The sequence below is a fragment of the Vibrio chagasii genome, from assembly GCA_041879415.1.
GTDB lineage: Bacteria > Pseudomonadota > Gammaproteobacteria > Enterobacterales > Vibrionaceae > Vibrio.
In genome coordinates, this window is record CP090852.1 from 616509 (window position 1) to 636470 (window position 19962).

19 protein-coding genes are annotated in these 19962 nt (G+C 43.3%); 7 read left to right on the forward strand and 12 right to left on the reverse strand.

The window, feature by feature from the left end; translation table 11 throughout:
* The first annotated feature begins 528 nt into the window (after positions 1-528).
* On the forward strand, positions 529-738 hold the full coding sequence (locus L0991_16680) for a hypothetical protein (GenBank protein XGB65166.1): 210 nt from the start codon (positions 529-531) through the stop codon (positions 736-738).
* A 303-nt stretch (positions 739-1041) separates the two neighbouring features.
* Here the strand turns inward: L0991_16680 and L0991_16685 are convergent, their stop codons facing one another.
* Positions 1042-1635: a hypothetical protein gene (locus L0991_16685; protein ID XGB65167.1), complete on the reverse strand. Its 594-nt coding sequence runs from the start codon at positions 1633-1635 to the stop codon at positions 1042-1044.
* Positions 1636-2337: 702 nt separating this feature from the next.
* Here L0991_16685 and L0991_16690 point away from each other — a divergent pair.
* Positions 2338-2877 carry a DUF3332 domain-containing protein gene (locus L0991_16690; GenBank protein ID XGB65168.1) on the forward strand — a complete coding sequence of 180 codons (540 nt, stop codon included), beginning with the start codon at positions 2338-2340 and terminating at the stop codon, positions 2875-2877.
* A gap of 59 nt (positions 2878-2936) precedes the next feature.
* Here the strand turns inward: L0991_16690 and L0991_16695 are convergent, their stop codons facing one another.
* From L0991_16695 to L0991_16710, 4 genes are read right to left on the reverse strand one after another with little or no spacing between them, the layout of a single operon-like run.
* Complete coding sequence (locus L0991_16695) at positions 2937-3596, reverse strand: potassium channel family protein (GenBank protein ID XGB65169.1); 660 nt, start codon at positions 3594-3596, stop codon at positions 2937-2939.
* Positions 3597-4664 (reverse strand): AI-2E family transporter, encoded by a 1068-nt coding sequence (locus tag L0991_16700; GenBank protein XGB65170.1) that lies wholly within the window; start codon positions 4662-4664, stop codon positions 3597-3599.
* 24 nt (positions 4665-4688) lie between these two features.
* The gene (locus L0991_16705) at positions 4689-5708 is read right to left on the reverse strand and encodes a DUF2955 domain-containing protein (protein ID XGB65171.1); all 1020 of its coding nucleotides are present in this window, start codon (positions 5706-5708) and stop codon (positions 4689-4691) included.
* The gene (locus L0991_16710) at positions 5698-6819 is read right to left on the reverse strand and encodes an HlyD family secretion protein (GenBank protein XGB65172.1); all 1122 of its coding nucleotides are present in this window, start codon (positions 6817-6819) and stop codon (positions 5698-5700) included. The genes L0991_16705 and L0991_16710 overlap by 11 nt, the downstream gene beginning before the upstream one ends.
* 158 nt (positions 6820-6977) lie before the next feature.
* Between L0991_16710 and L0991_16715 the strand changes: the two genes are divergently transcribed.
* Entirely contained in the window at positions 6978-7973 is a 996-nt protein-coding gene (locus L0991_16715; GenBank protein ID XGB65173.1) for an AraC family transcriptional regulator, read from the forward strand.
* Positions 7974-8032: 59 nt separating this feature from the next.
* Here the strand turns inward: L0991_16715 and L0991_16720 are convergent, their stop codons facing one another.
* Both L0991_16720 and L0991_16725 read right to left on the reverse strand, forming a co-directional pair.
* Positions 8033-9094, reverse strand: coding sequence for a sensor domain-containing diguanylate cyclase (locus L0991_16720; GenBank protein ID XGB65174.1), 1062 nt, complete (start codon positions 9092-9094; stop codon positions 8033-8035).
* 192 nt (positions 9095-9286) lie between these two features.
* Positions 9287-10291: a Solitary outer membrane autotransporter beta-barrel domain gene (locus L0991_16725; protein ID XGB65175.1), complete on the reverse strand. Its 1005-nt coding sequence runs from the start codon at positions 10289-10291 to the stop codon at positions 9287-9289.
* 367 nt (positions 10292-10658) lie between these two features.
* On the opposite strand from L0991_16725, the gene L0991_16730 reads away from it, so the two are divergent.
* Positions 10659-11138, forward strand: coding sequence for a hypothetical protein (locus tag L0991_16730; GenBank protein ID XGB65176.1), 480 nt, complete (start codon positions 10659-10661; stop codon positions 11136-11138).
* A gap of 98 nt (positions 11139-11236) precedes the next feature.
* On the opposite strand, the gene L0991_16735 is transcribed toward L0991_16730, so the two are convergent.
* The 3 genes from L0991_16735 to L0991_16745 all read right to left on the reverse strand — a co-directional run bounded on the left by L0991_16735 (position 11237) and on the right by L0991_16745 (position 14315).
* On the reverse strand, positions 11237-12478 hold the full coding sequence (locus tag L0991_16735) for a carbohydrate porin (protein XGB65177.1): 1242 nt from the start codon (positions 12476-12478) through the stop codon (positions 11237-11239).
* Between the two features lie 225 nt (positions 12479-12703).
* Positions 12704-13711 (reverse strand): helix-turn-helix transcriptional regulator, encoded by a 1008-nt coding sequence (locus L0991_16740; GenBank protein XGB65178.1) that lies wholly within the window; start codon positions 13709-13711, stop codon positions 12704-12706.
* Positions 13712-13886: 175 nt separating this feature from the next.
* Positions 13887-14315: a PACE efflux transporter gene (locus L0991_16745; GenBank protein XGB65179.1), complete on the reverse strand. Its 429-nt coding sequence runs from the start codon at positions 14313-14315 to the stop codon at positions 13887-13889.
* Between the two features lie 137 nt (positions 14316-14452).
* Between L0991_16745 and L0991_16750 the strand changes: the two genes are divergently transcribed.
* Together L0991_16750 and L0991_16755 are read left to right on the forward strand one after the other, a co-directional pair.
* Positions 14453-15355: a LysR family transcriptional regulator gene (locus tag L0991_16750; GenBank protein XGB65180.1), complete on the forward strand. Its 903-nt coding sequence runs from the start codon at positions 14453-14455 to the stop codon at positions 15353-15355.
* A gap of 381 nt (positions 15356-15736) precedes the next feature.
* Positions 15737-16081, forward strand: coding sequence for a thiamine-phosphate diphosphorylase (locus L0991_16755; protein ID XGB65470.1), 345 nt, complete (start codon positions 15737-15739; stop codon positions 16079-16081).
* A gap of 99 nt (positions 16082-16180) precedes the next feature.
* Here L0991_16755 and thiE read toward each other — a convergent pair whose 3' ends face one another.
* Positions 16181-16798, reverse strand: coding sequence for a thiamine phosphate synthase (gene thiE, locus L0991_16760; protein XGB65181.1), 618 nt, complete (start codon positions 16796-16798; stop codon positions 16181-16183).
* Between the two features lie 261 nt (positions 16799-17059).
* Here thiE and L0991_16765 point away from each other — a divergent pair, with 261 nt between their 5' ends.
* Positions 17060-19003, forward strand: a complete 1944-nt coding sequence (locus tag L0991_16765) for a methyl-accepting chemotaxis protein (protein ID XGB65182.1) — start codon at positions 17060-17062, stop codon at positions 19001-19003.
* A 148-nt stretch (positions 19004-19151) separates the two neighbouring features.
* On the opposite strand, the gene thiM is transcribed toward L0991_16765, so the two are convergent.
* Positions 19152-19937, reverse strand: coding sequence for a hydroxyethylthiazole kinase (gene thiM, locus L0991_16770; protein ID XGB65183.1), 786 nt, complete (start codon positions 19935-19937; stop codon positions 19152-19154).
* Positions 19938-19962 lie beyond the last annotated feature (25 nt).

Genomic DNA, 19962 nt, shown 5'->3' on the forward strand with positions numbered 1-19962 from the left:
CAACAGTCACTTAGTTATCATCTACTGTATAAAACACCAAAAAGCACAACAAGAGAACTTTTGTTCAGAAAACATGACCAGTGCCACCGCACTAAAAAGAGTAACTTCCCGATGACTCTTCCCTTTGCAGCTAAATAACGATGATATTTCAATCAAAATTATTTTTAGATTTCATAAAAAATGGGGTTGTAATTTAAAAAACTAGGCGTATAGTTCGCCATCTGGCTCTAATCTATAGAGCTGTTAATGCTAAAGTAAGTCCAAGTTCCACAAAGACAGTTCTCGATACCTCGTTACACCATCTCTGCGTCAGCTTTCACCTAGATAGTCATTCAATAGCTTTTAAATTCGATCCCAACTACCGATCTATCGTTATTCGCTTTCTTATGTGCGAACTCAGATTAGATCGTTCACTTAAATACAAATGTAATAAACACAAGGCAAAGTTATGTCACGAAGAACAACAAGACAAATCCATTGGTACCAACTCTCACGCGAGAAATCAGTCAACAAACTAAAAGGTAGTAAATGCTCAAGATCAAAATAGACTTACACAAAGAACAACTTTCATGGGTCGCCGAGATTCGACAGCTCAATAGCGATATACTTCACCGCCACATATTGCCAAAGCTACAACACAACAGTTATCTCATAGACTTTGAATTTAACGAAAGAGACAGCATCGGAACTATCGTTTCGCGCAACGGAAACACCCTAGGACATTTCACACTCCTATAGCTTTTCCCCTAAGGCAACAGAAAGAAACACCGTTAGTCCCACAGATGTCACCCTCAATTCGCTCTAGCAGAATAAAATAGAGTAGAACTGGAACAGAATAGAAACCTAGCCCTTTTTGCATTTCACTCGCGGCTTACGCTAGCTAGGTTATCGTGTTTTCATTGAATTGACGCTTGTCTGAAAAGCGTAGAGATTTGAAAGCGTTATCTTGAATGATCGCTTCTGATGAAAGCCAGTTTCTATTTCAATTAGCTCTTCTTGAAATCAATTAAGATTGAACCTTGAATCACCAATGACACACTATCATTGCGTTAACGGCATAGACCTTAACTTTTGATCAAGCGTATATAGATGTTCTGCAGCTTGCATATGTTGAGGGTAATCGCTGAACTTATCGCGATTTTCCTCAGTCATCTTACATGTTTCATCCACTAGCATTAACTTCCAATACAGCTTTGTGGTGTGCAGCATAGCCAATAAAGGTTTGAATACCTCTTTCTCATAAGCCTGAATCAACTCTTCAATCAGCTCTTCACGTTCGTCTTCACTTGAGATTGAGGCATTAGTCGCTGCCAATACCTTTTGATATTTTGGATTTAACTTCAGCTTGTCCATCACGCTTTGATTGTCTTCAGCTAACTCAACCAACTTTAAGCGAATGATATTCAACCAATTAGCTTGGCTAATCACGCCCTCATCAACACTTGAAAAGTCTTCACGGATTTGGCGTTCAATGTCTTTCTGAGCGTTTTTTAAAACAGTGCGTACTTTTTGAAAAGGTAGTTGAAACTCCTTACTTAGCTCGATGATCAGTTTGTGAAAACCACCATTTGGAAGGTGTAAGTTTTCCTTAAACGTCGCCATTGCAGCTTCTTGCTGTTCTGTAAGGTGGGGCATTCTCTTTCCTTTTCTGTATAACTTCGGTGCAGGCTCAAGATCATAACATTATTGGTCGCTATTTTTCGGCTAGTTCAAACTTTAACACCGCATTTCTCCCAATCCTTTCTCATTCGACTGTTTTTCAAACCAAATGGCATCAAATGGTAAGAATGAGTTGATGAATATTCGTACATTACGCGCACAGGGTATTCAATCAGACAGGAGTCATTACTTATATATGAAGCATAACGGCGAGAAGTGAGATAACACATGACCTATTCAGAATTCAAAGAATCCGATCTGCATAAATGCATGAGCATAGCTGGCGAAGCGACAGTCTCGATAGCCAAATTTATTTTTAAAGTTACTTCCCTTTTGTTTCGAGGCGCTCGTTGGTTAGTCACCAAGGCATATAACTATGTAATGAAGTAGCTGCATAATAAGATAGCGACATAACGAAATAGCTATTATGCACAGTCGTAATTACTAACCAAGCTAAATGGTTAAGTCATTACTTTCGTTACGCCCCCTCACCAATAAAAAGCGCGGCCTCCTAGGTCGCGCTTTTTTTATGCCTAGATTTTTCAACTCGTTTTTATATGCATAGTTTATAAGCACTTTCTATCACCGATGGCGTTAAATGGTAAAACTATCGTTCAAATAAAAACCATACTACACCTGTTCCAACGAAACAGACTTCTAACTTATACAGGTACTAAAATGAAAAAGATTGCACTTAAAATTGTAGGACTAACGGTTTTGGCTTCTGCGCTAACTGGTTGTATCGGCAGTAACGCCGTAACAGGGAAAGTGATGAAATTTAACGTTGAAGTTGTCGATAACCGCTATGCTCGTGCAGGTGTAAACTTCTTATTAGCGCCTGTATATGGTATTACAACCGCTGCCGACTACGTGGTATTCAACTCACTTGAATTCTGGACGGGCAAAAACCCTATCAGCGGCGCACCACACGTATTTGATACAAAAACAGACACTCACTTCAAAGTGAACGATGACCTGGACCCAAGCCTAAAAGAAGCGCCTGTTGGCCCAATCTCTAACAACCGTACTATTGAAACCGGTGAAATGATTAAGATCGATGAAAACACGATCCAAATGGACATCGTTTACAATAGTGGTGAAACCGCAACACTTACTGGTATCAAAGAAGGCCAAAACGTAACTTACTACATGGATGGCCAACTCGTATCGCAAACAACAATTGCGGAACTAGAAAAAATACAAGCAACTGCATCTTAAGACACAGCTCTGCTAAATAATAGAAAGCCCGGCAATCGCCGGGCTTTTTTGTATATGCGCTAATCGGACTGAGACTGTGCCAACCGAATACTGACTAAACTCGCCACCATAATCGCTAAATAGAAGCTGCCAATGATAGATTCCATAAATACAAAGAACTGAGCAACTGGCAAGGCTGGAGAAATATCTCCATAGCCTACCGTTGTCAGAGTAATAAAGCTGAAATACATCGCATTAAACAAGTTGGTTAGCCAAATTTGCTCTTCTAAGCCATTAAATGCGTTAGGAAAGATCTCGAGAATCAACAAGTAGATAGTCGACCACGCAAAGCCTAGCAACAAATAAATACAGATAGAGCCTATGATGTGATTGGGTGTGACCGTTTTCGCTTGCATCACTTGTCGTAAAGCAGAGTAAATATGCGAAAACAGGAACATGGTTAGTGCCGTTAGCGTCACTATCGACAAGTTGTAACCTTCTAGGAAGGAGAAGACACCCGACACCGATGCAGTAATCAATAACAAGCCGTACCAAGAGCGATACAGCGACCGCTCTTTATGAATGCCGACAATCGAAACCGCCAAGGTAATAATGATCAAGAACAGAATCGTTTTTTGGCCTTGCGGATAAAACTGCTGCATCACCGCGCAACCAAAAAACAACACTAATAGTGCGTAAAACAGGAAATAGAAGTTGTCGTCTTTCGAGACTGCCTTCATCTATTTGTCCTCTTCTTTTGGCTCCAAGCCTAACCAAGAAACCATTAGCTCGTAAGACAAACTCAAGATAACTGCACCGACAAACAAACCTACGATGCCAGACATCGCCATTCCACCTAACGCACCGAGCAGAATCACCAACATTGGAATATGAGAACCACGGCTTAACAACATAGGTTTTAAGATAGCGTCACTGCCGCTCACCAAAATACACCAAACCAAGAACAAGCTTGCCGCAAGAGTCGATTCAACACTGAACATGTAAATAATTGCAGGCAATAGCGCAAGAATTGGAGGTAACTGGATAATCGCAATAAGTAACACAGCCAACGCCCACATTGCCGCTGCAGGAACACCTGCAATCACCAATCCGATTGCTGACATGATGGATTGAATGACAGCAACACCAATCACACCTTGCACAACACTACGCACCGTTGATTTCGATAGCTGAACTAATTCAACCCCCTTACCATCAGTCAAGCGCGCGACTAAGTGCGTTACACCCGTCTGGCATTTGTCTGCATTACTCATAAACGCGCCAGCAATAATGGTCGAGATAATGAATTGAATAAAACCACCACCAAGAGAGCCTAATATTGAAGCCGCTTTAGTAGCGAATGCCTTAAGCTCTTCCGCGTACTTGATGAACACGCCTTCGATATTTGAAGAGGCATGAACTAAGGTGGCATACACTTTTTCACCGATGAATGGGATCTCTTGTAGCGACTCTTTTGGTTTAGGTAGAGACAAGGTTCCGTCCTGAAGCCCCGTCATTAAGTCCGATGCGCTCGTGTAGATGCCAGAAGACAATGCCACTAATGGGATAAGCAGCAGCAACACGCCAATAAAACTCAATAATGCACTGGCTTTACCTTTCGACAGCCCGGTTTTGTTTGAGATGACAACGGCTACTGGGTACAGCGCTGTCGCGATAATCGCGCCCCACACCACCAGCAAAATGAATGGGCGTAAGATTGAAAAACACCAATAAACCAGTATGGCGATGGCAGCAATTTTAATTGCGGCGTCAATCGCCTGTTTAGAAAAATCATCGGTTAACTTCATGACACGTCCTTGTAGAGGCAAAAATTAAGGCTGATTTTGTAAGAACTTCCAATTCCTAGTCTCGAGGAAAAGCGAAGCCAAAATCATATAAATCCCAATTAACACTAATTGGAATATGCGAATAAAAGTGTTGCTATCAATATCGCCAGAGCTCATCAATGTGCTCCCAACAAGTACCAATAAGGTGCTAAATGCAGTGGCAAAGATCGGCGCTTTTTCTGGAACGGTATAGATCTTGGTCGCCATAAGAATAGCAACAAGACCGATAAACAAAGAATAGAAGACAATGTTAGGAACAATCGAAAGAATCGAGAATGCCGCAATCGCCAACAAGCCTCCAATACCGTTACTGATCACCAAAAAAGCACTTAACTTTATCGATTTCTCTGACGTAATCATTAACGATAGCAGCGCAATAAACATCATTGTCAATAACGCTTCAGAGATTTGAAAAATAAAGAAAAAGCACACCACTGGATAAGAGATGATCATAGCCCGAAATGCCGCATACCAGCGCTGTCTCTTTTCGAGTGGCGCAGCTGCAAACCCAGAGAATTCGGATTTAGGTTCTGGGAAAAACACGTGGACTAACGCAAAGATCATCACGGAAACCACACCCGATGCCGCTAGGCCAGATGCCAGTAATACTGAGACACCAGGGTTATCAATCGCCATAAATGGCAACATCAACACAGCAATCAACAAAACGGTAGCAAATAGGTTCCATTTAGGGTCTACGAACAAGTAGTAACCCCACAACATCATTAATCCCACCAAAATCAACAGAGGGATTGGATAATGGGTTATCCCGCGAGACAGCAGCAAACCTAAAGCCATGGTGGCAACCACCGCCAATAACAGTTCGTAGACAGTTTCTTTATGCAGGTTTGGTTTATCAATTAAAAACTTAGCCGTAAACACTGGCGCTACAAATGCAAGCGGCCAGTTAATCCATGCAGCTAAAAAGACAGCTAACGTGACCCCGACGGTATACCGCAGGATCCGTTGCTGTGTTTGTTGATCGAGTACAGGCTTATCGGACATAAGACAATACACTTATAAATCGAATCCAAAGTTTGCCTATTGCGTTGAAAACAAAGTTATCGCCGCTGTAAACAATCACATCCGCCTGACCACCAACACGCAGCATGCCTTGCATCGCATCACGTTCAAATTCGATAGTAATTGGCAGCATTTGAGTTTGGCGCAACCAGCCAGTTTGTTGACTTGCCTGAGCAAGTTTACCTGCTTGATCGTTTTGTCCCCAATCGACCCCCCAATCAATGCTGCTTACACGACCTTTCACGATTCGACCCGGAGCAAAATCTAGAGCGACTTCCACTTCATCGCCGACCGTGACGTTACCTAAGCTATTTTCACGGTAGTAAGCTTCGATCCAGATATCTTCCGTCGAGACAAACGTCATGATCGCTTGGCCGGCTGAAGCATAAAAGCCTTCCGACAAGCTGAAGTTAGACACGCCACCTTGTGTTGGTGCTTTAATAACAGTGCGTTCAAGGTTAAGTTGCGCTTGTTCCAACGCCAGCAATGCTGCTTTCACTTGGCTATTCTCTTCACCCTCTTTACCCATTTGTTGCTTAGCACGTTCCAAGTCTGCTTCAGCATTCGTCACGTTAGCTCGCGCTGTTGCCAAAGCCGCTCGAGCTTCGTCTGCATCCGACTTGGAAACCACACCTTTGTCTGCCATCTCCAAGATACGCTTGGCCTGCAGCTGAGTATTTTGCTTCTCAACCAAAGCAGAAGTGAGCTTGGCTTGGGCAGAAGCGATGTTTGCGGTTTGAGCTCCGACATTTTGCCCCGCAATTTCAAGATTCTGCTCGGCTTGCTGCACCGCGATTCGGTAATCAGAGTCATCGAGAATGGCTAAGGTGTCGCCTTGATTAACCAGTTGATTGGGCTGAACCAAAATGTCCAATACTTTGCCTGACACCTCAGGCTTAACAGGAACAATGTAACCTTTAACACGAGCGTTATCGGTAATTGGAATAATTCGATCGGCAATGATGCTGAACAACAGTGTGAATGCGACGAAAGCGAGTAGATAATTGGTGACCTTTCTCACTTTATCTTTGCCCTGTTCCGGCTGAGCGCTTTCTTCTTTTACGTCTTGCTTGTTCCCTTCGACTTCTGACATGGGACTCCCTTCTCAATAACTAAAATCAACAAAATTAATATCTTAAAAATAAACACGACCATGGAAAACTCAAGTAATTAGAGTTAGATTTACTAAACAAAGTGTCGTAAATGATATGCACGTCCAATTATGTATCAATACACAAGGATTGATTGATCATGGCCAATAGCCCCTATCAAGTACCAGTAATACAAACCAGTTACGCAAAGATCCTCGTGCAGATGTTTACTGACTATGGATTGGATCTCCACAGGCTGCTCGAAGACTCTGGTCTGCCGCCGGACCTTATTGAGTCAGAAAGCGATTTTGTACCTTCAGAATCTATCAAACGACTCATTTACCTAACCTCTTCACAGCTTGGCGTATCTCGGTTCACGGATGTTCTGGGGCTTGCTTTTAGGCGAAGAATCATCCCATACGTCTTGCATCAATTTACCGATTTCGAAACCATTGGTGACGCGTTAAAGCACATCAATACCATTTTCTCTTACGACTCACCCGGTAGTAGTGTCGACTTCGTTGTGGAACATGGACAGAGCTGGTTTTGCCGAAGATCACGAGACGAGCCTTCATCCATGTTCCAGTGGGGAGAAGTGTTTGCCATCACCTACATCATTGAGTTGATCACGATTTTGTCTCAATCACCTTGGCAACCAACCAAGATTCGATTGCAAGGCCATGATACCGACATCGTCAAAACCTTGGTTCCAAGCAATTGCCAGTTGTTCATCGACCACAGTTCAACCGCTGTCATGATCCCAGATGAGATCCTACAACTGCCAATTCGCCTCACAGCTAAAGACTTAAGTAATAAGCCTGCGATCGTCGAATGGCACACCAGCTTTACCGACAGCGTATATGAGCTGCTCCAACCCTATATGAAAGAGCAAGACCTCTCGCTTGAAGAGGCGGCGGAGCTGCTTAATTTCTCGGTTAGAACCTTTCAACGCAAACTTAAAAACGAAAATACAACCTACCGAAAAATTAAAGAGAACCTGATGTTCTCTGTAGCCTGTGAACTCATGGAAGAAGGGCACACTCTGACTTACATCTCTAGTCAGCTGGGCTACACCAACATCTCCCACTTCTCTAGAGCCTTTAAACGTGTTTCAGGGTTAACACCAAAAATTTATCAGCGTTCAATATCGGGTTAAAAAACTTTCTGTGCCTTGGCATCAGCTCAAGGTATAGAGGGCTCTCACTATGATCTAGGCTACCCAATGACGATAGGTGATAGATAACCCGAACTGGAGCTACATACCCTATTACGACCATTTTCTTTAGCGCGGTAAAGCGCCCTGTCTGCACTTCGATAGGTTGCTTCAGCCTGCGTATGTATTTCACACACTCCGCTGCTCACCGTTAAGTTCAAGCTTGTGCCTTTAGCAATCACATCTTTTAATCGATACATAGCTTCAAAGGCATCTTCGAGGTTCGTTTCTGGCATTAAAATAGCGAACTCTTCACCGCCAATACGAGCCACAATATCAGTATCACGGCTGTTGTTTCGCAGTAGTTCAGCCACTTCTTTGAGTGCGTTATCACCTTGGTCATGACCATGCGTATCATTGATGGTTTTAAAGTTATCTAAGTCGACTAACGCTAAGCAAGAATGCGTGTAACCATAGCGCTCTGCTAGATTTGAATAATGGTTGAGATCTTTATCGAAGCGGCGTCGGTTCCAGCACCCTGTCAGCGAGTCTGTTTCCACCAGCATTCTTAGGCGACGTTCTAAGATTTTACGACGACTAATATCGGTAAAAGTAACGACATACTTTTCACTTTGCGGCAGTAAATCTTTGAGTTTCTCTACCACCACATTGACCGTGAAATGCTCACCCAAGCGACTGACTCCACTCAACTCCCCTTTCCAGCGACAATTCTGCTTAAGCGAATCTGCGATACTTGATATCAGGCTGCTATTGTTCATGAAACAAAGGTCTGAAATAGGGCGAGATTCTACTTGGTCAAACGCATAACCGGATATTCTAGAAAATTGCTGATTCACCTGAATGATCCTCAATTGGCTATCGAGGACGATAAAGCCAGCAACACCATCAATGATCGCTTCAGATAAGCTATTTTGGCTTTGATTCATTTCATGTCGATAAAGCCGTGCGGTTATCAGTGTGCTAAGAAGAAAGAGCGCACACACAGAGAAAACCATCGCAGCCGTAGAAGCAATGCTCAGCAACCACAGACTGAATAGTGTATTGAGGACAAGTGCAGAGACTACGTAAAGCGGGGCTCTGCGATCAAAACTTAACTTGTTCATAATGTGCTCGGGTGATGGACAGAGCACTATCATGTCTAACTTTTACACTCGATATTTACCATTTTACGACACATACAAATTCAAATTGAATCTTGAACCGTGACTTCACTGACATATGCCAACTATTGAGCAAGAGAGTTAGTTACTAATAAAAGCAGGTTACTAAGAAAATCTAACTATTAAGAAAAGAAACTAGTTATTGAGTAAAAACAGCAAACTTCCGCCACTGAGCGAACTGCCGTAATTGAAGTTAATGCCGACACCAAAGTTATCAAAGAAGTAAGAGTCGTAAGGCATATCGAACACTAAACCTGCACCAAATTCATAGTAATAGTGTGTGTCGAGTGGATCCGTTAGATCGCCCGCCACATCGATTCTTCGAAAGTTATAGTGAACTTGAGGATTCTTTAAAGACCATACCTCTATCGCCACATTTTGTCGAAACTCTAGTTCATTGATGAATCGTAAACCTTCTGGATTGCCGATATCACCGTCATTCGCTTCGCCCCATCCTGTCCCGTAGAAATAACGAGCTCTTGAAGAGACATTCCAACTTCCCCACTCCTGTTTTTTTAGGTATTTGAGTTTAACCGACGGCTCACCAATCAATGCCCATGCCGAGGTGTTTAGAGCATATCCATCGAGCTGAGCCTGAAAAGCCTTAGAGTAACTGTTGTTGTATTCATACTTGTTGCGGTAATACAACAGATGAGCCCCCAAACCATAAGCGATAGACCAATGTTGGTTTAAGTGGTTTTGAACACCGAAAAAGCCATACAGCCCTAACACTGAATCCTTATTAGGGTTAACACGACGATCGGTCGTGACATCCGATGAAATCTCGATATCTTGCTCAGAAAGCGCATAAGAGCCTCGTACTGACCAAATCAAGTCCAGGTCAGGATCATCGGTTTTAATCATAGAAGAATAAGGAATAGAGCCAACACTCACCTGGCTTCGAGTATCGATGGTTTTATCTGAACCAAAGCCACTGTCGTTTAAGTTAATAAATGAGTTGGGGTCAAAGTCGACAAAGCCAATTGAGACGGCATCGCTGTCAGTGAGAGCAATGGAAGCAGCAAAGATTTTCTCTAGACGATGTTGAATCGCTTCATTGGACGCTTCAACACTAAACGAAGCAAGGCCAGTTAGAAATAGAACAGTTGAAGGGGAATATCGGGACTGGGGTGAAAGCATTAAGTTGACTCCATTCAAACTTATGCTTCAAGTGTAATTGGTAATTTAACTATTTCAATCAGATAGTTAATAGTGTTGTTGATACCCCTCTCAGTTCCGTTTGCAAGAGTGTAGCCAAATCTATGGAGCCCCAAAGCTCTTCTACGTCTTGGATTCTAAAATGAATAATCATATTTACCTCTCTATTGTTCGAAAACCCATTCAAGAACTCATTCGAGAACTCATATTGGATTATTCTCAGCCTAAGTGCTTACCATAATGCGCCAAGCGCACTTTAAGAGCTGTTTCGCATCCTGAGCAATAAGCGTTTGAATATCTTATATTTCTCTCCTACGTTTTTGATAACCCTTTACTCAGGAAGAAGTAGATGAGCAATATAGAAAAAGTATATGGATTTAATACGCCGCAACGACTCTTTGTCGGATACACACTTGCCGTACTCGTTGATTTAACCGTTCTCAATTTTTTCGATGAATACTGGGACTTTGTAAATATCGAGTCATTCACCATCTCATTTGCTGCTGCAATTTTACTGCAGTTGCTGCTCAAACTGTCTATCGGTTTGGAACATAAGCTCGCAGATTACTTCAAGTCGAAGCCGGGAACTGCACCTAAGATCTACAGGGGACTATCAAGCTATGTGATTTTGGTGGGCTCAAAGTTCGTTATGCTTGAAGCGATCAATATCTTATTTGGCGATAAAGTCGATTTCAGTGGCCCTTGGAATGGCTTGGTCGCCTTCTTTGCTGTGGTATTTACGATTCTGATTGCCGAAGTGATTGTGTCTAAAATTTACTTCGCACTCGATGACACACAGAAGTGTGAAAAAGCCACTGCGCTCGATTAAATAAGGTTTAACAGAACTGAAAACAAAAAAGTGAGCCAACAAGGGCTCACTTTTTTCGTTAGGCCTTTACGTCAGACCAAGTTCGGGGGTAAGTGTAATTAGATAAAGACTCTCGCTCTAATACCAAATACCCAAGCACTACTCTCAGTAGAAAATGCTGGATCTTTTATGTACTGAATGTCAGGCGTTACTTGGAAGTGATCGCCAAACTGCATGTTGTAGTAAATCTCGGCGGTCCATTGTTCTGTGCTACCACTTGTTGCTTTCGCATCAGCCGCAAAAGAATCACCATTCACCTCTGCCCAGTTCAATGCCACACCTAAGTTGTTCGTCGGTTTTCCTAATCCAAAGTAACCCATACCAACGGAAATAGATTTATCGTAGAGGGCTACATCCCCTTCTGAGAAACCACCGCGAACAAACGGCATAATTTGGTCACTCGTGAACTGGCTCCACGAGAAATTAACGCCTGAGCCACCTTCCGCTGCAAGACTGTTACTATGACGAGTATCATCACCGAAGTCCCAGAAAGTCACATGAAAATTATCGGTATAGATCTGCTCTTGCGAAGCTGTCCAACCTAATTCCAATGTGGTGAAGTAAGAAGCATCGCTACCAAAGGCTGTGTCAAAGCCATCAAAAATGTCATCGGACTTACCGTTAGCGTCAGCGATACCACCGACAACATAGAAGTTCTCACCCAGCATATGACCAGCAGAGAGCGCTAATACACCATCATCCGGTAGACCCATTGCGCCAGAGCCTGTCGAGAATGCTAAGTTCGTAAAACCAGACCAAGGACTTGCGAGCGCATAAACATCGGCATAGTTCGTTACATCTTGCCAACCGACAACGATAGTACCTTTACCATCATTAATTTTTTGCTTCCAATTCAGGTCTGTCACTCGAAAACCTTGGTCGCTGTATGCTGGACCAATCGCCCCGACGTAACCAAGAGGTCCAAATGAATAATCTTTTGGCGCATTATCGCCGTAGGCATGCCTATGCTCGACCTTCCATACCAAGCTACCTGAGTTCTGTGTGTCTTTTCCTAGCAGATGCCATGAACCATAGAGTCGCGCGACACCCGATGATGCATCCACGCTATCGCCACCAACACCATCCCCAGAGGTTAACCCTAAAGCAAAGTAATCCGCACCAAAGGTAAAACCATCCTCAGCTAATGACTCTCGCCAAGATTTCTTCTGTGCTTTCTGCTCTGCAATTGTGTTTTCAACAGAGTCCGGGCCATCAAAGTTTGCACTATAAACGACTGGGCTAATCGAGCTCACCGCCACAATCACCGCCATACTTAATTTAGAAAATCTTGAGTTCATCATGTCACCACTGAAATTTAAGTTAGTTTTATTTTATGTATTACTCAGATGAAAAATTGTCATTTGATGACACTGAACAATTAAAGATTAGTATTGTTCAAAGTCATCTTACTAATATTCAATAACTTAGTAGTCATACTGCCACTCTTCAAGGTTGATAAATGGCCATTTGCTGACAATGATGAATTCTGTGTGCTGGCTTTCAGTTTGATTGCACTTATTAATGCATCAAGGTTCGAGGTTCTCTTTTCGGTATTGTCTTGGCGTCATGTTCATTTGACGCTTAAACGCACGAGTGAAATGAGATGAATCGGAATAGCCCATCTTTGCCCCTACTTGTGTAATCGACAAATCTGGCTGCTTAAGCAATTCCAATACTTGCTCCAATACCATCTCCTCTATCAGAGTTTTATAGACCACTCCTTCTTGCTCCAAACGGCGTTGGATAGTCCTGACATGCATGTTTAAGATTTCAGAAGCAAGACTGATCGGGAGTTTTCCCATAGTCAGGTACGGTTTAATGACAAGCTTAAAGGCACTTAAGAAAGAACTAGGCAACGGAGCACTGGATTCAAGAACAGGCGGAGCTTTAGGCAAAACAATCGGCTCAAGCATGATCGCTTCTGGGATTTCAAAAGCCGTAACTGGCCTGTGTGTGAAAAACTGAGCGCTACCCATTTGAGGCAAAGATTGGAAGCATTCAAGGTCATCACTCTGAATACCTACTTCCGATGGCTTCCAACGCCCCTGTGTTAACACTGAAATCAGCTCATTAATAAAGATGACCGAGAACAGTTCAGCAAACTTAAACCAAGGAGCGTTTGTAAATGGCTTCTCACGAACAAACCACCACTTACCACCTGCGTGTTTGGTATAGACATGAGCACCATTGGATACCAACTTTAGCTGTTCACCAAACTGGTCGAGTGCACTTTTCAGCGAGTCCTGTTGGTTCAGTTTTGCCACAAACCTAGGCACATAGGTTTGCTTGCAAAAACTCCACATAAACAGCGAAAACTCTTCTCGCGATGCTGACTCTCCCATAATCTTGACCACATTTTTTATGGTTGTCTCTGGGAGATAATCGTAATGATCGTTACTGGTAAGAATATCGTTGGGGATTTTTGCGCTACGTAACAAGGTGTAGATTTCACCGTCGATGTGACTCAGCAGTTCAGCAAAAAGCTCAACCTCTTTCTTATCGACCACTGCCATTGTATGAGGGGTATTAGGCATCCTTTCCTCTTATTTTGTCCATTCATGAACTTAAATTGTTTCCTTACTTAAGATAGCAGATTTAGCACAACTTCACATAGGCTTACTAACCAGTAACAGTTCATTAAACTCACCAATAAACAACTGGTTAGTAACCATGATACGTGTAACTTGTGAGTATTAGTATCGAACCCTTTTATTGAGTTAGAGGCTCAGTTTTACGCACCAAAATAACTCGAACATGGTCATATATCAGATTGAACACAAACGCGTAAATGGTAATAAAAATGGTCACACCGATATCCATCAAGAATGCCTGCCAAATTCCGACATTGAGTAAGTAAGCCATGACAGGAATCGTTGCTATGAGCAAACCGGCTTCAAATAACACAACGTGAAACACTCGTAATTTCAGTGAACGCTCTGATTTCTCACCAGTGAAGTAGCGATCAAAAATGCGATTAAAGCAGTAGTTCCAAACCATCGCGATGGTAGCAACAACTATCATGGTTCCTGATAAGGCATTCACATCGTGATCGGTAAATATTGCTAAGCCGATTATTGAAAGCGTTACGGCCAAAACTTCGAATAACACTGAGTGAAACACTCTTTCTAACGTACTCATACATTCCTCTAAATCATCTAGTATGTGTTGGATTAGCTAGGATTATGTCACCCGAAATAATAAGAGAAAGTTAACAGCCATCACGAATAGTGATAGCCTGAGTAATTCAGTCTAATTCCAAAGTCGCGAGAGATAACATGTACAGTTTTGAGCAATTAAAAGTCTTCGTCACTGTGTGTGAAAGTGGCTCTTTTTCTGCGGCAGCGCGTAAGTTAAAACGAGCTCAGTCTGGTGTTAGTCAGTCGATCGCCAACTTAGAAATTGCCATCGACCAAGAGCTGTTCAATAGAGAGAAGAACATTCCCGTTTTAACCTCTACAGGTAAAGCTTTATTGCCTGTCGCCAAATCGATTCTTGATCAACAGAAGTACTTCGACCAAAAAGTAGAATCACTGGCACAAGAAGACGAGCATGAGCTTATTATTGCTATAGATGAAAGCATTATAGATAAAAATTTCATCAAGATAATCAGTTCCCTAGCCGATCAGTTTCCAATCACACACTTCGAAATTATTACGACATCCACCTTCGATGTAGAGGATTTAGTAAGGCAAGGAAAAGCACACATCGGCATTATCTATGCAGATGGTGAACTTAAAGTTGATATGGATTTCTTTTTGTTAGGCCAAGCACGCTTCCTAACCGTCAGCTCTGCTGATCATGAGCTCAGCAAGCTGCCAGTAGTTCAAGATTCAGACTTAAAACGCTATCGGCAGTGTGTACACCGCAGTTCAAAGCAACGTGAGCTGTGGTTCACCTATGGCATTAGCTCCATGCTTTGGTATGCAAACACTCACAAAACCATCATCGACCTAGTAGAGCAAAACGTTGGTTGGGCAAATGTGCCTGAAATGATGGTCATGGAAGGCATAAATAAAGGAGAACTCGTTGCCCTGCCTGTTGCACACGAGCATGGTGGCTGGATAACTCCAGTAGGGTGCCTGGTGTCACGCCGTCACATCAATGGCCCGGTACTCACGAGTCTGATTGAGAAGCTGGAAGGTTACTCTTTGCAATACAATCAATGGCAAGCAAACTAGCTAAAACTCCACTGCAATAGCGGTAGTGCGTTTCGCCGCACTACCGCATTTCGACACGTTTCACCGATAAATATCTTTGTCGTCTGGACAAAACACCCTAGTTGATGTCCCAAAGTGACATAACTAAACTGCGATCCGAAAGGGGTTGTCGTGCCTATACATGGTTAACGAACCAATCCAAATCGCTCTTTAACACCACTGACCTAACCTCAAATCTCCAGCATGGGCATTGCTAACGTCGCCTATGACAGCTTCAAATAGATCACTTTTTGAATTTAATTCGCCCCAGTTTATGAGTGCTCTTCGAGTGCTTTTTTATATCTAAATGAACCTTTTGGAAAATTTGTCGTGAACGTTTTAAGAAACATTTGCCCTGAGAAAATGGGTAAAGAGCGTAACAAACGAGAGTATGATTTACGCGTACTTAATTGTGTCAGTGAAAGTGAATATGAATCGCGTATGGCGGTTTGGAACAGCCTAACGATGGCTGCAACGCCGTCAGCTTCGGAAACAAAAGGCTTCATCGATGAGGCTTTCAACAAACTACAAAATGACTTAAAAGAGACAAGTCGCGAGTTATCCATTAACTACACCGACTTTATTGCGATGGCACATGAGGAAATCAATTACATCAAGATTTTCGTTGCCGATAAAACCTCGCAATACGGCTGGTACGCAGCGATCGCTTTGATGATCATCGGCACTGTTGCTCTGTGTATTCAATAAGATAGGTCCTATCTTCAGCTGAAGCTCCCTTGAGCGCTTTCATACGCGCTAACTAGAAAACAAATGACTCGCTTCATTTGTTTTTTAGTCGCTACAAACTCACTCTCCCATCAGATTTAGCAAGTCTTGCGTCGCCTTTTTAGGATCTACAGCGTGACAGATTGCAGATACTAGCGCTAAGCCGTGAATACCTGTTCCAACCAACTGTGGAATATTAGATTTGTTGATGCCACCAATCCCTACTATCGGTAACTTGGTTGTTTCCAACGCCAATTTAATCCCTTCATAACCCCAATGCTTTTTCAGATTTGTTTTTGTCTGAGTCTCAAACAGTGCGCTGAGGCCGATGTAATCAATCGGCAAGTCATCAGCTTCTTGTAACTGCTGTTCAGTCTCAATCGATAAACCAAGAATCTTGTCTGAACCAATCAGCTTACGTGCTAGTGCGGCTGGCATATCTGATTGACCTAAATGCAAACCATCGGCATCCACAGCTAATGCTACATCAACTCGATCATTAATGATCAATGGCACACCTGTTCCAACTAAAACTGATTTAACGGCTTCTGCACGCTCGATGAAGGCTCTCACATCTCCGTGCTTCTCTCTTACTTGAACCATAGTAACGCCACCAGCGACCGCTTTTTCAACCACAAACTTAAGCGTTTCTAAATCTTGTTGGTCGTCAGTAACCAAGTAGAGCGTGTAAGGGTTCATACCGTTCCTTTTAAATCGATTTCTATCATTGATGTTCTGCTATTTTACCGACAAATCGCCTGCTATGCATGGGAGTTAATACTAAAATCTCTGCGTTGCGCGAACAGATCAGATACGCAACTCGTTGAAAGCATATCGAAAAATCTGAACTTTTTAACCAAAGCGTTACTTATTACACAAACTATTCACTTTGAGCATGCCCGATACACCATTTTATGGAATACTCCAAAATGAAGGAATCAGGTAAATATAGGGATAGTTATGCGCCACCTTTCTATAGCGCTAAAGATCAAGCTGGGGTTTGCCATCTGCTTGCTCTTTTTCGTCATTTCAGGCCTTGTGAGCTACAAAGGCATTCAAACCTTGTCGAACGGCTTTAGCGAGTACAGCGAACTCAGCCACAAAGCGACTCAGTCTGGCAACATTCAAGTGCACTTTCTTCAGATGCGTTTAGCCTCTGAACGTTACTTAGAGTCATTGGATGAGCAATACGAAGCGAATTATCAATCAAGCAAACTGGCGATCGATGATCTGCTCAATAATTTAATCGAAAACACCACTAACACTGATAGCCTATCAAGCTTACAACTGGTTCAAGACAGCGTTGCAGCCTTTGATACTGCCTATGGTTCAATGAAGCAGAGCCAGCTGATGATCGACCAGTTAGTGAATGTTGAGATGGTCAAAAGAGAGACTAACGCGCTAAAAGCCGCACAGAGCTTGTTGTATGAGTCATACAATAACAACGATCCAAACGCGAGCTTGTACGCGGGTATGCTCATGGAGAACTTCCTCGCAGCGAAGATCGCAGTCATCAGCTACTCAAACAACAACGACCTTAAAACCTACGAAGCGGGTAAAGATATCTTTGAATACGCTCTGCCAGGTATTGAAGGTGATATTGAGTCTCTGAAATCCTCTCCTTACCAAAGTGAACTGATTGAAGACTTCTCTAACCAGCGTGAAGCCTATGCGAAAGGCTTTGAACAAGTTCATCAACAGATGCTGGAGAACACTCAAAGAACCGCTACCCTATCCTCGATTGGTGACAGCTTAGCGATCGCTGTGGCTGATGCTCAAAGTATTCTAGAACAACAGAAACAGGCGCTAACACCAGAGCTGCAAGCCAGTGAAACGCGCTCAATTCAAATCATTGTCTTGCTAACGGGTGTGGCGTTAGTTATCGGTATGACAAGCGCCGTGTTGGTCACTCGCTCAATCACCAAAGGTATTGCACAAGTTAAACAGATCACCAATGAGCTTTCTCAAGGCAACCTAAATGTTGAAGTGAACATTGAGAACAAGAACGAGATTGGCGAGCTGCTGACTAACATGGAGATCACCATTGAATCTCTTCGTGATATCGTAAGCCAAGTGAACCGCTCTAGTGTGCGTATTGGTGAAATGTCTGAATCACTCAATCAAGTGACTAACAACAGCTCGACCAACGCAACGCAGTTGAACAGCGAGATGATGAACATCTCAACCGCAGTCGACCAACTGGCTTCAAGTACATCTGAAATTGCTTCAAGTGCTAATCACGCCTCTCAAGTTGCCAACCAAGCAACTGAGAACGTCGCGATGGGCCTTAAAGAAGTAGACAAAACACTGCATGAAATTGGCAGCGCCGATGAGAGCATGCAGATCAGCAGCCAGAAAGTGACCGACCTACACAAAGAGTCGATGAACATTGGCGCAATACTAGAAGTAATCAAAGGCGTATCAGAGCAGACTAACCTCCTCGCGCTGAATGCCGCGATCGAAGCCGCTCGCGCAGGTGAACAAGGTCGCGGATTTGCCGTAGTGGCGGATGAGGTAAGAACGCTCGCTAAGCGTACTCAAGACTCTGCTAGCCAGATTGATGAGCTCATCACCTCACTACAACGTGGCGCTAAAGATGCGTTAGAGTCTATCAAAGAGAGCCACAGCACGGTTTCAGACGCTTCAACGCAGGCGCAGCAAGCTTCTCAGAACTTACATGTGATTAATCAACACATCCAAGACCTGAACCAAGCCAACAGCCAAATCGCAGTATCGGTAGATGAGCAGGATCGTCTTACCAAATCACTGGGTGAAAATGCACAAGGTGCAAATACCATCGCGCAAAGTAACCAAGAGTCAGTCAGCAGCATTTCAGGTGCAGCAAGCGACTTAACCGAGGTTGCTCACCATCTAGAGAGCCAAGTAAACCGATTTAGAACCTAGTCAGCTAGCTAGAAGGCTAGTCTATACACGGCTGGTACCGTTCCAAACCAATAATAAAAAGCCCCCAACACATAAGTGTCGGGGGCTTTTCTATAACTAAAGCGTTTTAAGTTAGGCTTCTAACTGATTGCTTAGGTGCAGATGAACCTTATTGAATCTTCAAACGTTGAATCAGAGTCTCTTCATCTAACTGATACAGCTCATCAAGCAAGTTCATTTGCAAGCTACCCGGGCCGCGAGAGTTCTCAGCAGCGATTTCACCAACCACACCTAATACCGCCGCCGCAGCCAGACCGCTTTCATCACCAACAGCAGCAAATGCCCCCGTCAGTGCGGTTAAAGTACAACCCATGCCCGTCACATACGGCATCATTTGATGCCCATTGTTTAACGTTACTACGCTGTCTTTAGTGACAACGTAATCCGTCTCGCCTGAGATCACCACATTTGCACCGTATTCAGCCACTAAGCACTGTGCAGCACCTAACGCAGCATCACTGCTATCAAGCGCATCCACACCTTTGCTCTGCGCTTGTTCGCCCGCCAATGCAATAATCTCAGACGCGTTACCACGAATGATTAACTTATCCGCTAAACGGGCGATTTGACGGGACGTCTCAGTACGTAGCGTGCTTGCACCACAACCGACTGGGTCAAGTACCACAACCTTGTTGTTCGCGTTAGCTTGTTCAACCGCGAAGCACATTCTTGGCGTCCAGACACTGTCGAGCGTGCCAATGTTGATCACCAAAGCACCAGAAAATGACATCATCTCAGCCAGTTCTTGTTGCGAGTGCGCCATAATAGGCGAAGCTCCAATTGCCAATAACGCATTGGCTGTATTGTTCATCACCACGTAGTTAGTAATATTCACAACCAGTGGCTTTTGCTCTCGTACTGCGCGCAGCGATTGGATGATTTGTTCAGTTAGCATGGATTAGTCCTTATTCGTAAAAGTC

What these genes read in the sequence shown, in the direction of transcription:
- L0991_16680 (XGB65166.1), top strand. Translation starts at nt 529, where the DNA reads ATGCTCAAGATCAAAATAGACTTACACAAAGAACAACTTTCATGGGTC.
- L0991_16685 (XGB65167.1), bottom strand. Translation starts at nt 1,635, where the DNA reads ATGCCCCACCTTACAGAACAGCAAGAAGCTGCAATGGCGACGTTTAAG.
- L0991_16690 (XGB65168.1), top strand. Translation starts at nt 2,338, where the DNA reads ATGAAAAAGATTGCACTTAAAATTGTAGGACTAACGGTTTTGGCTTCT.
- L0991_16695 (XGB65169.1), bottom strand. Translation starts at nt 3,596, where the DNA reads ATGAAGGCAGTCTCGAAAGACGACAACTTCTATTTCCTGTTTTACGCA.
- L0991_16700 (XGB65170.1), bottom strand. Translation starts at nt 4,664, where the DNA reads ATGAAGTTAACCGATGATTTTTCTAAACAGGCGATTGACGCCGCAATT.
- L0991_16705 (XGB65171.1), bottom strand. Translation starts at nt 5,708, where the DNA reads ATGTCCGATAAGCCTGTACTCGATCAACAAACACAGCAACGGATCCTG.
- L0991_16710 (XGB65172.1), bottom strand. Translation starts at nt 6,819, where the DNA reads ATGTCAGAAGTCGAAGGGAACAAGCAAGACGTAAAAGAAGAAAGCGCT.
- L0991_16715 (XGB65173.1), top strand. Translation starts at nt 6,978, where the DNA reads ATGGCCAATAGCCCCTATCAAGTACCAGTAATACAAACCAGTTACGCA.
- L0991_16720 (XGB65174.1), bottom strand. Translation starts at nt 9,094, where the DNA reads ATGAACAAGTTAAGTTTTGATCGCAGAGCCCCGCTTTACGTAGTCTCT.
- L0991_16725 (XGB65175.1), bottom strand. Translation starts at nt 10,291, where the DNA reads ATGCTTTCACCCCAGTCCCGATATTCCCCTTCAACTGTTCTATTTCTA.
- L0991_16730 (XGB65176.1), top strand. Translation starts at nt 10,659, where the DNA reads ATGAGCAATATAGAAAAAGTATATGGATTTAATACGCCGCAACGACTC.
- L0991_16735 (XGB65177.1), bottom strand. Translation starts at nt 12,478, where the DNA reads ATGATGAACTCAAGATTTTCTAAATTAAGTATGGCGGTGATTGTGGCG.
- L0991_16740 (XGB65178.1), bottom strand. Translation starts at nt 13,711, where the DNA reads ATGCCTAATACCCCTCATACAATGGCAGTGGTCGATAAGAAAGAGGTT.
- L0991_16745 (XGB65179.1), bottom strand. Translation starts at nt 14,315, where the DNA reads ATGAGTACGTTAGAAAGAGTGTTTCACTCAGTGTTATTCGAAGTTTTG.
- L0991_16750 (XGB65180.1), top strand. Translation starts at nt 14,453, where the DNA reads ATGTACAGTTTTGAGCAATTAAAAGTCTTCGTCACTGTGTGTGAAAGT.
- L0991_16755 (XGB65470.1), top strand. Translation starts at nt 15,737, where the DNA reads ATGGGTAAAGAGCGTAACAAACGAGAGTATGATTTACGCGTACTTAAT.
- thiE (XGB65181.1), bottom strand. Translation starts at nt 16,798, where the DNA reads ATGAACCCTTACACGCTCTACTTGGTTACTGACGACCAACAAGATTTA.
- L0991_16765 (XGB65182.1), top strand. Translation starts at nt 17,060, where the DNA reads ATGCGCCACCTTTCTATAGCGCTAAAGATCAAGCTGGGGTTTGCCATC.
- thiM (XGB65183.1), bottom strand. Translation starts at nt 19,937, where the DNA reads ATGCTAACTGAACAAATCATCCAATCGCTGCGCGCAGTACGAGAGCAA.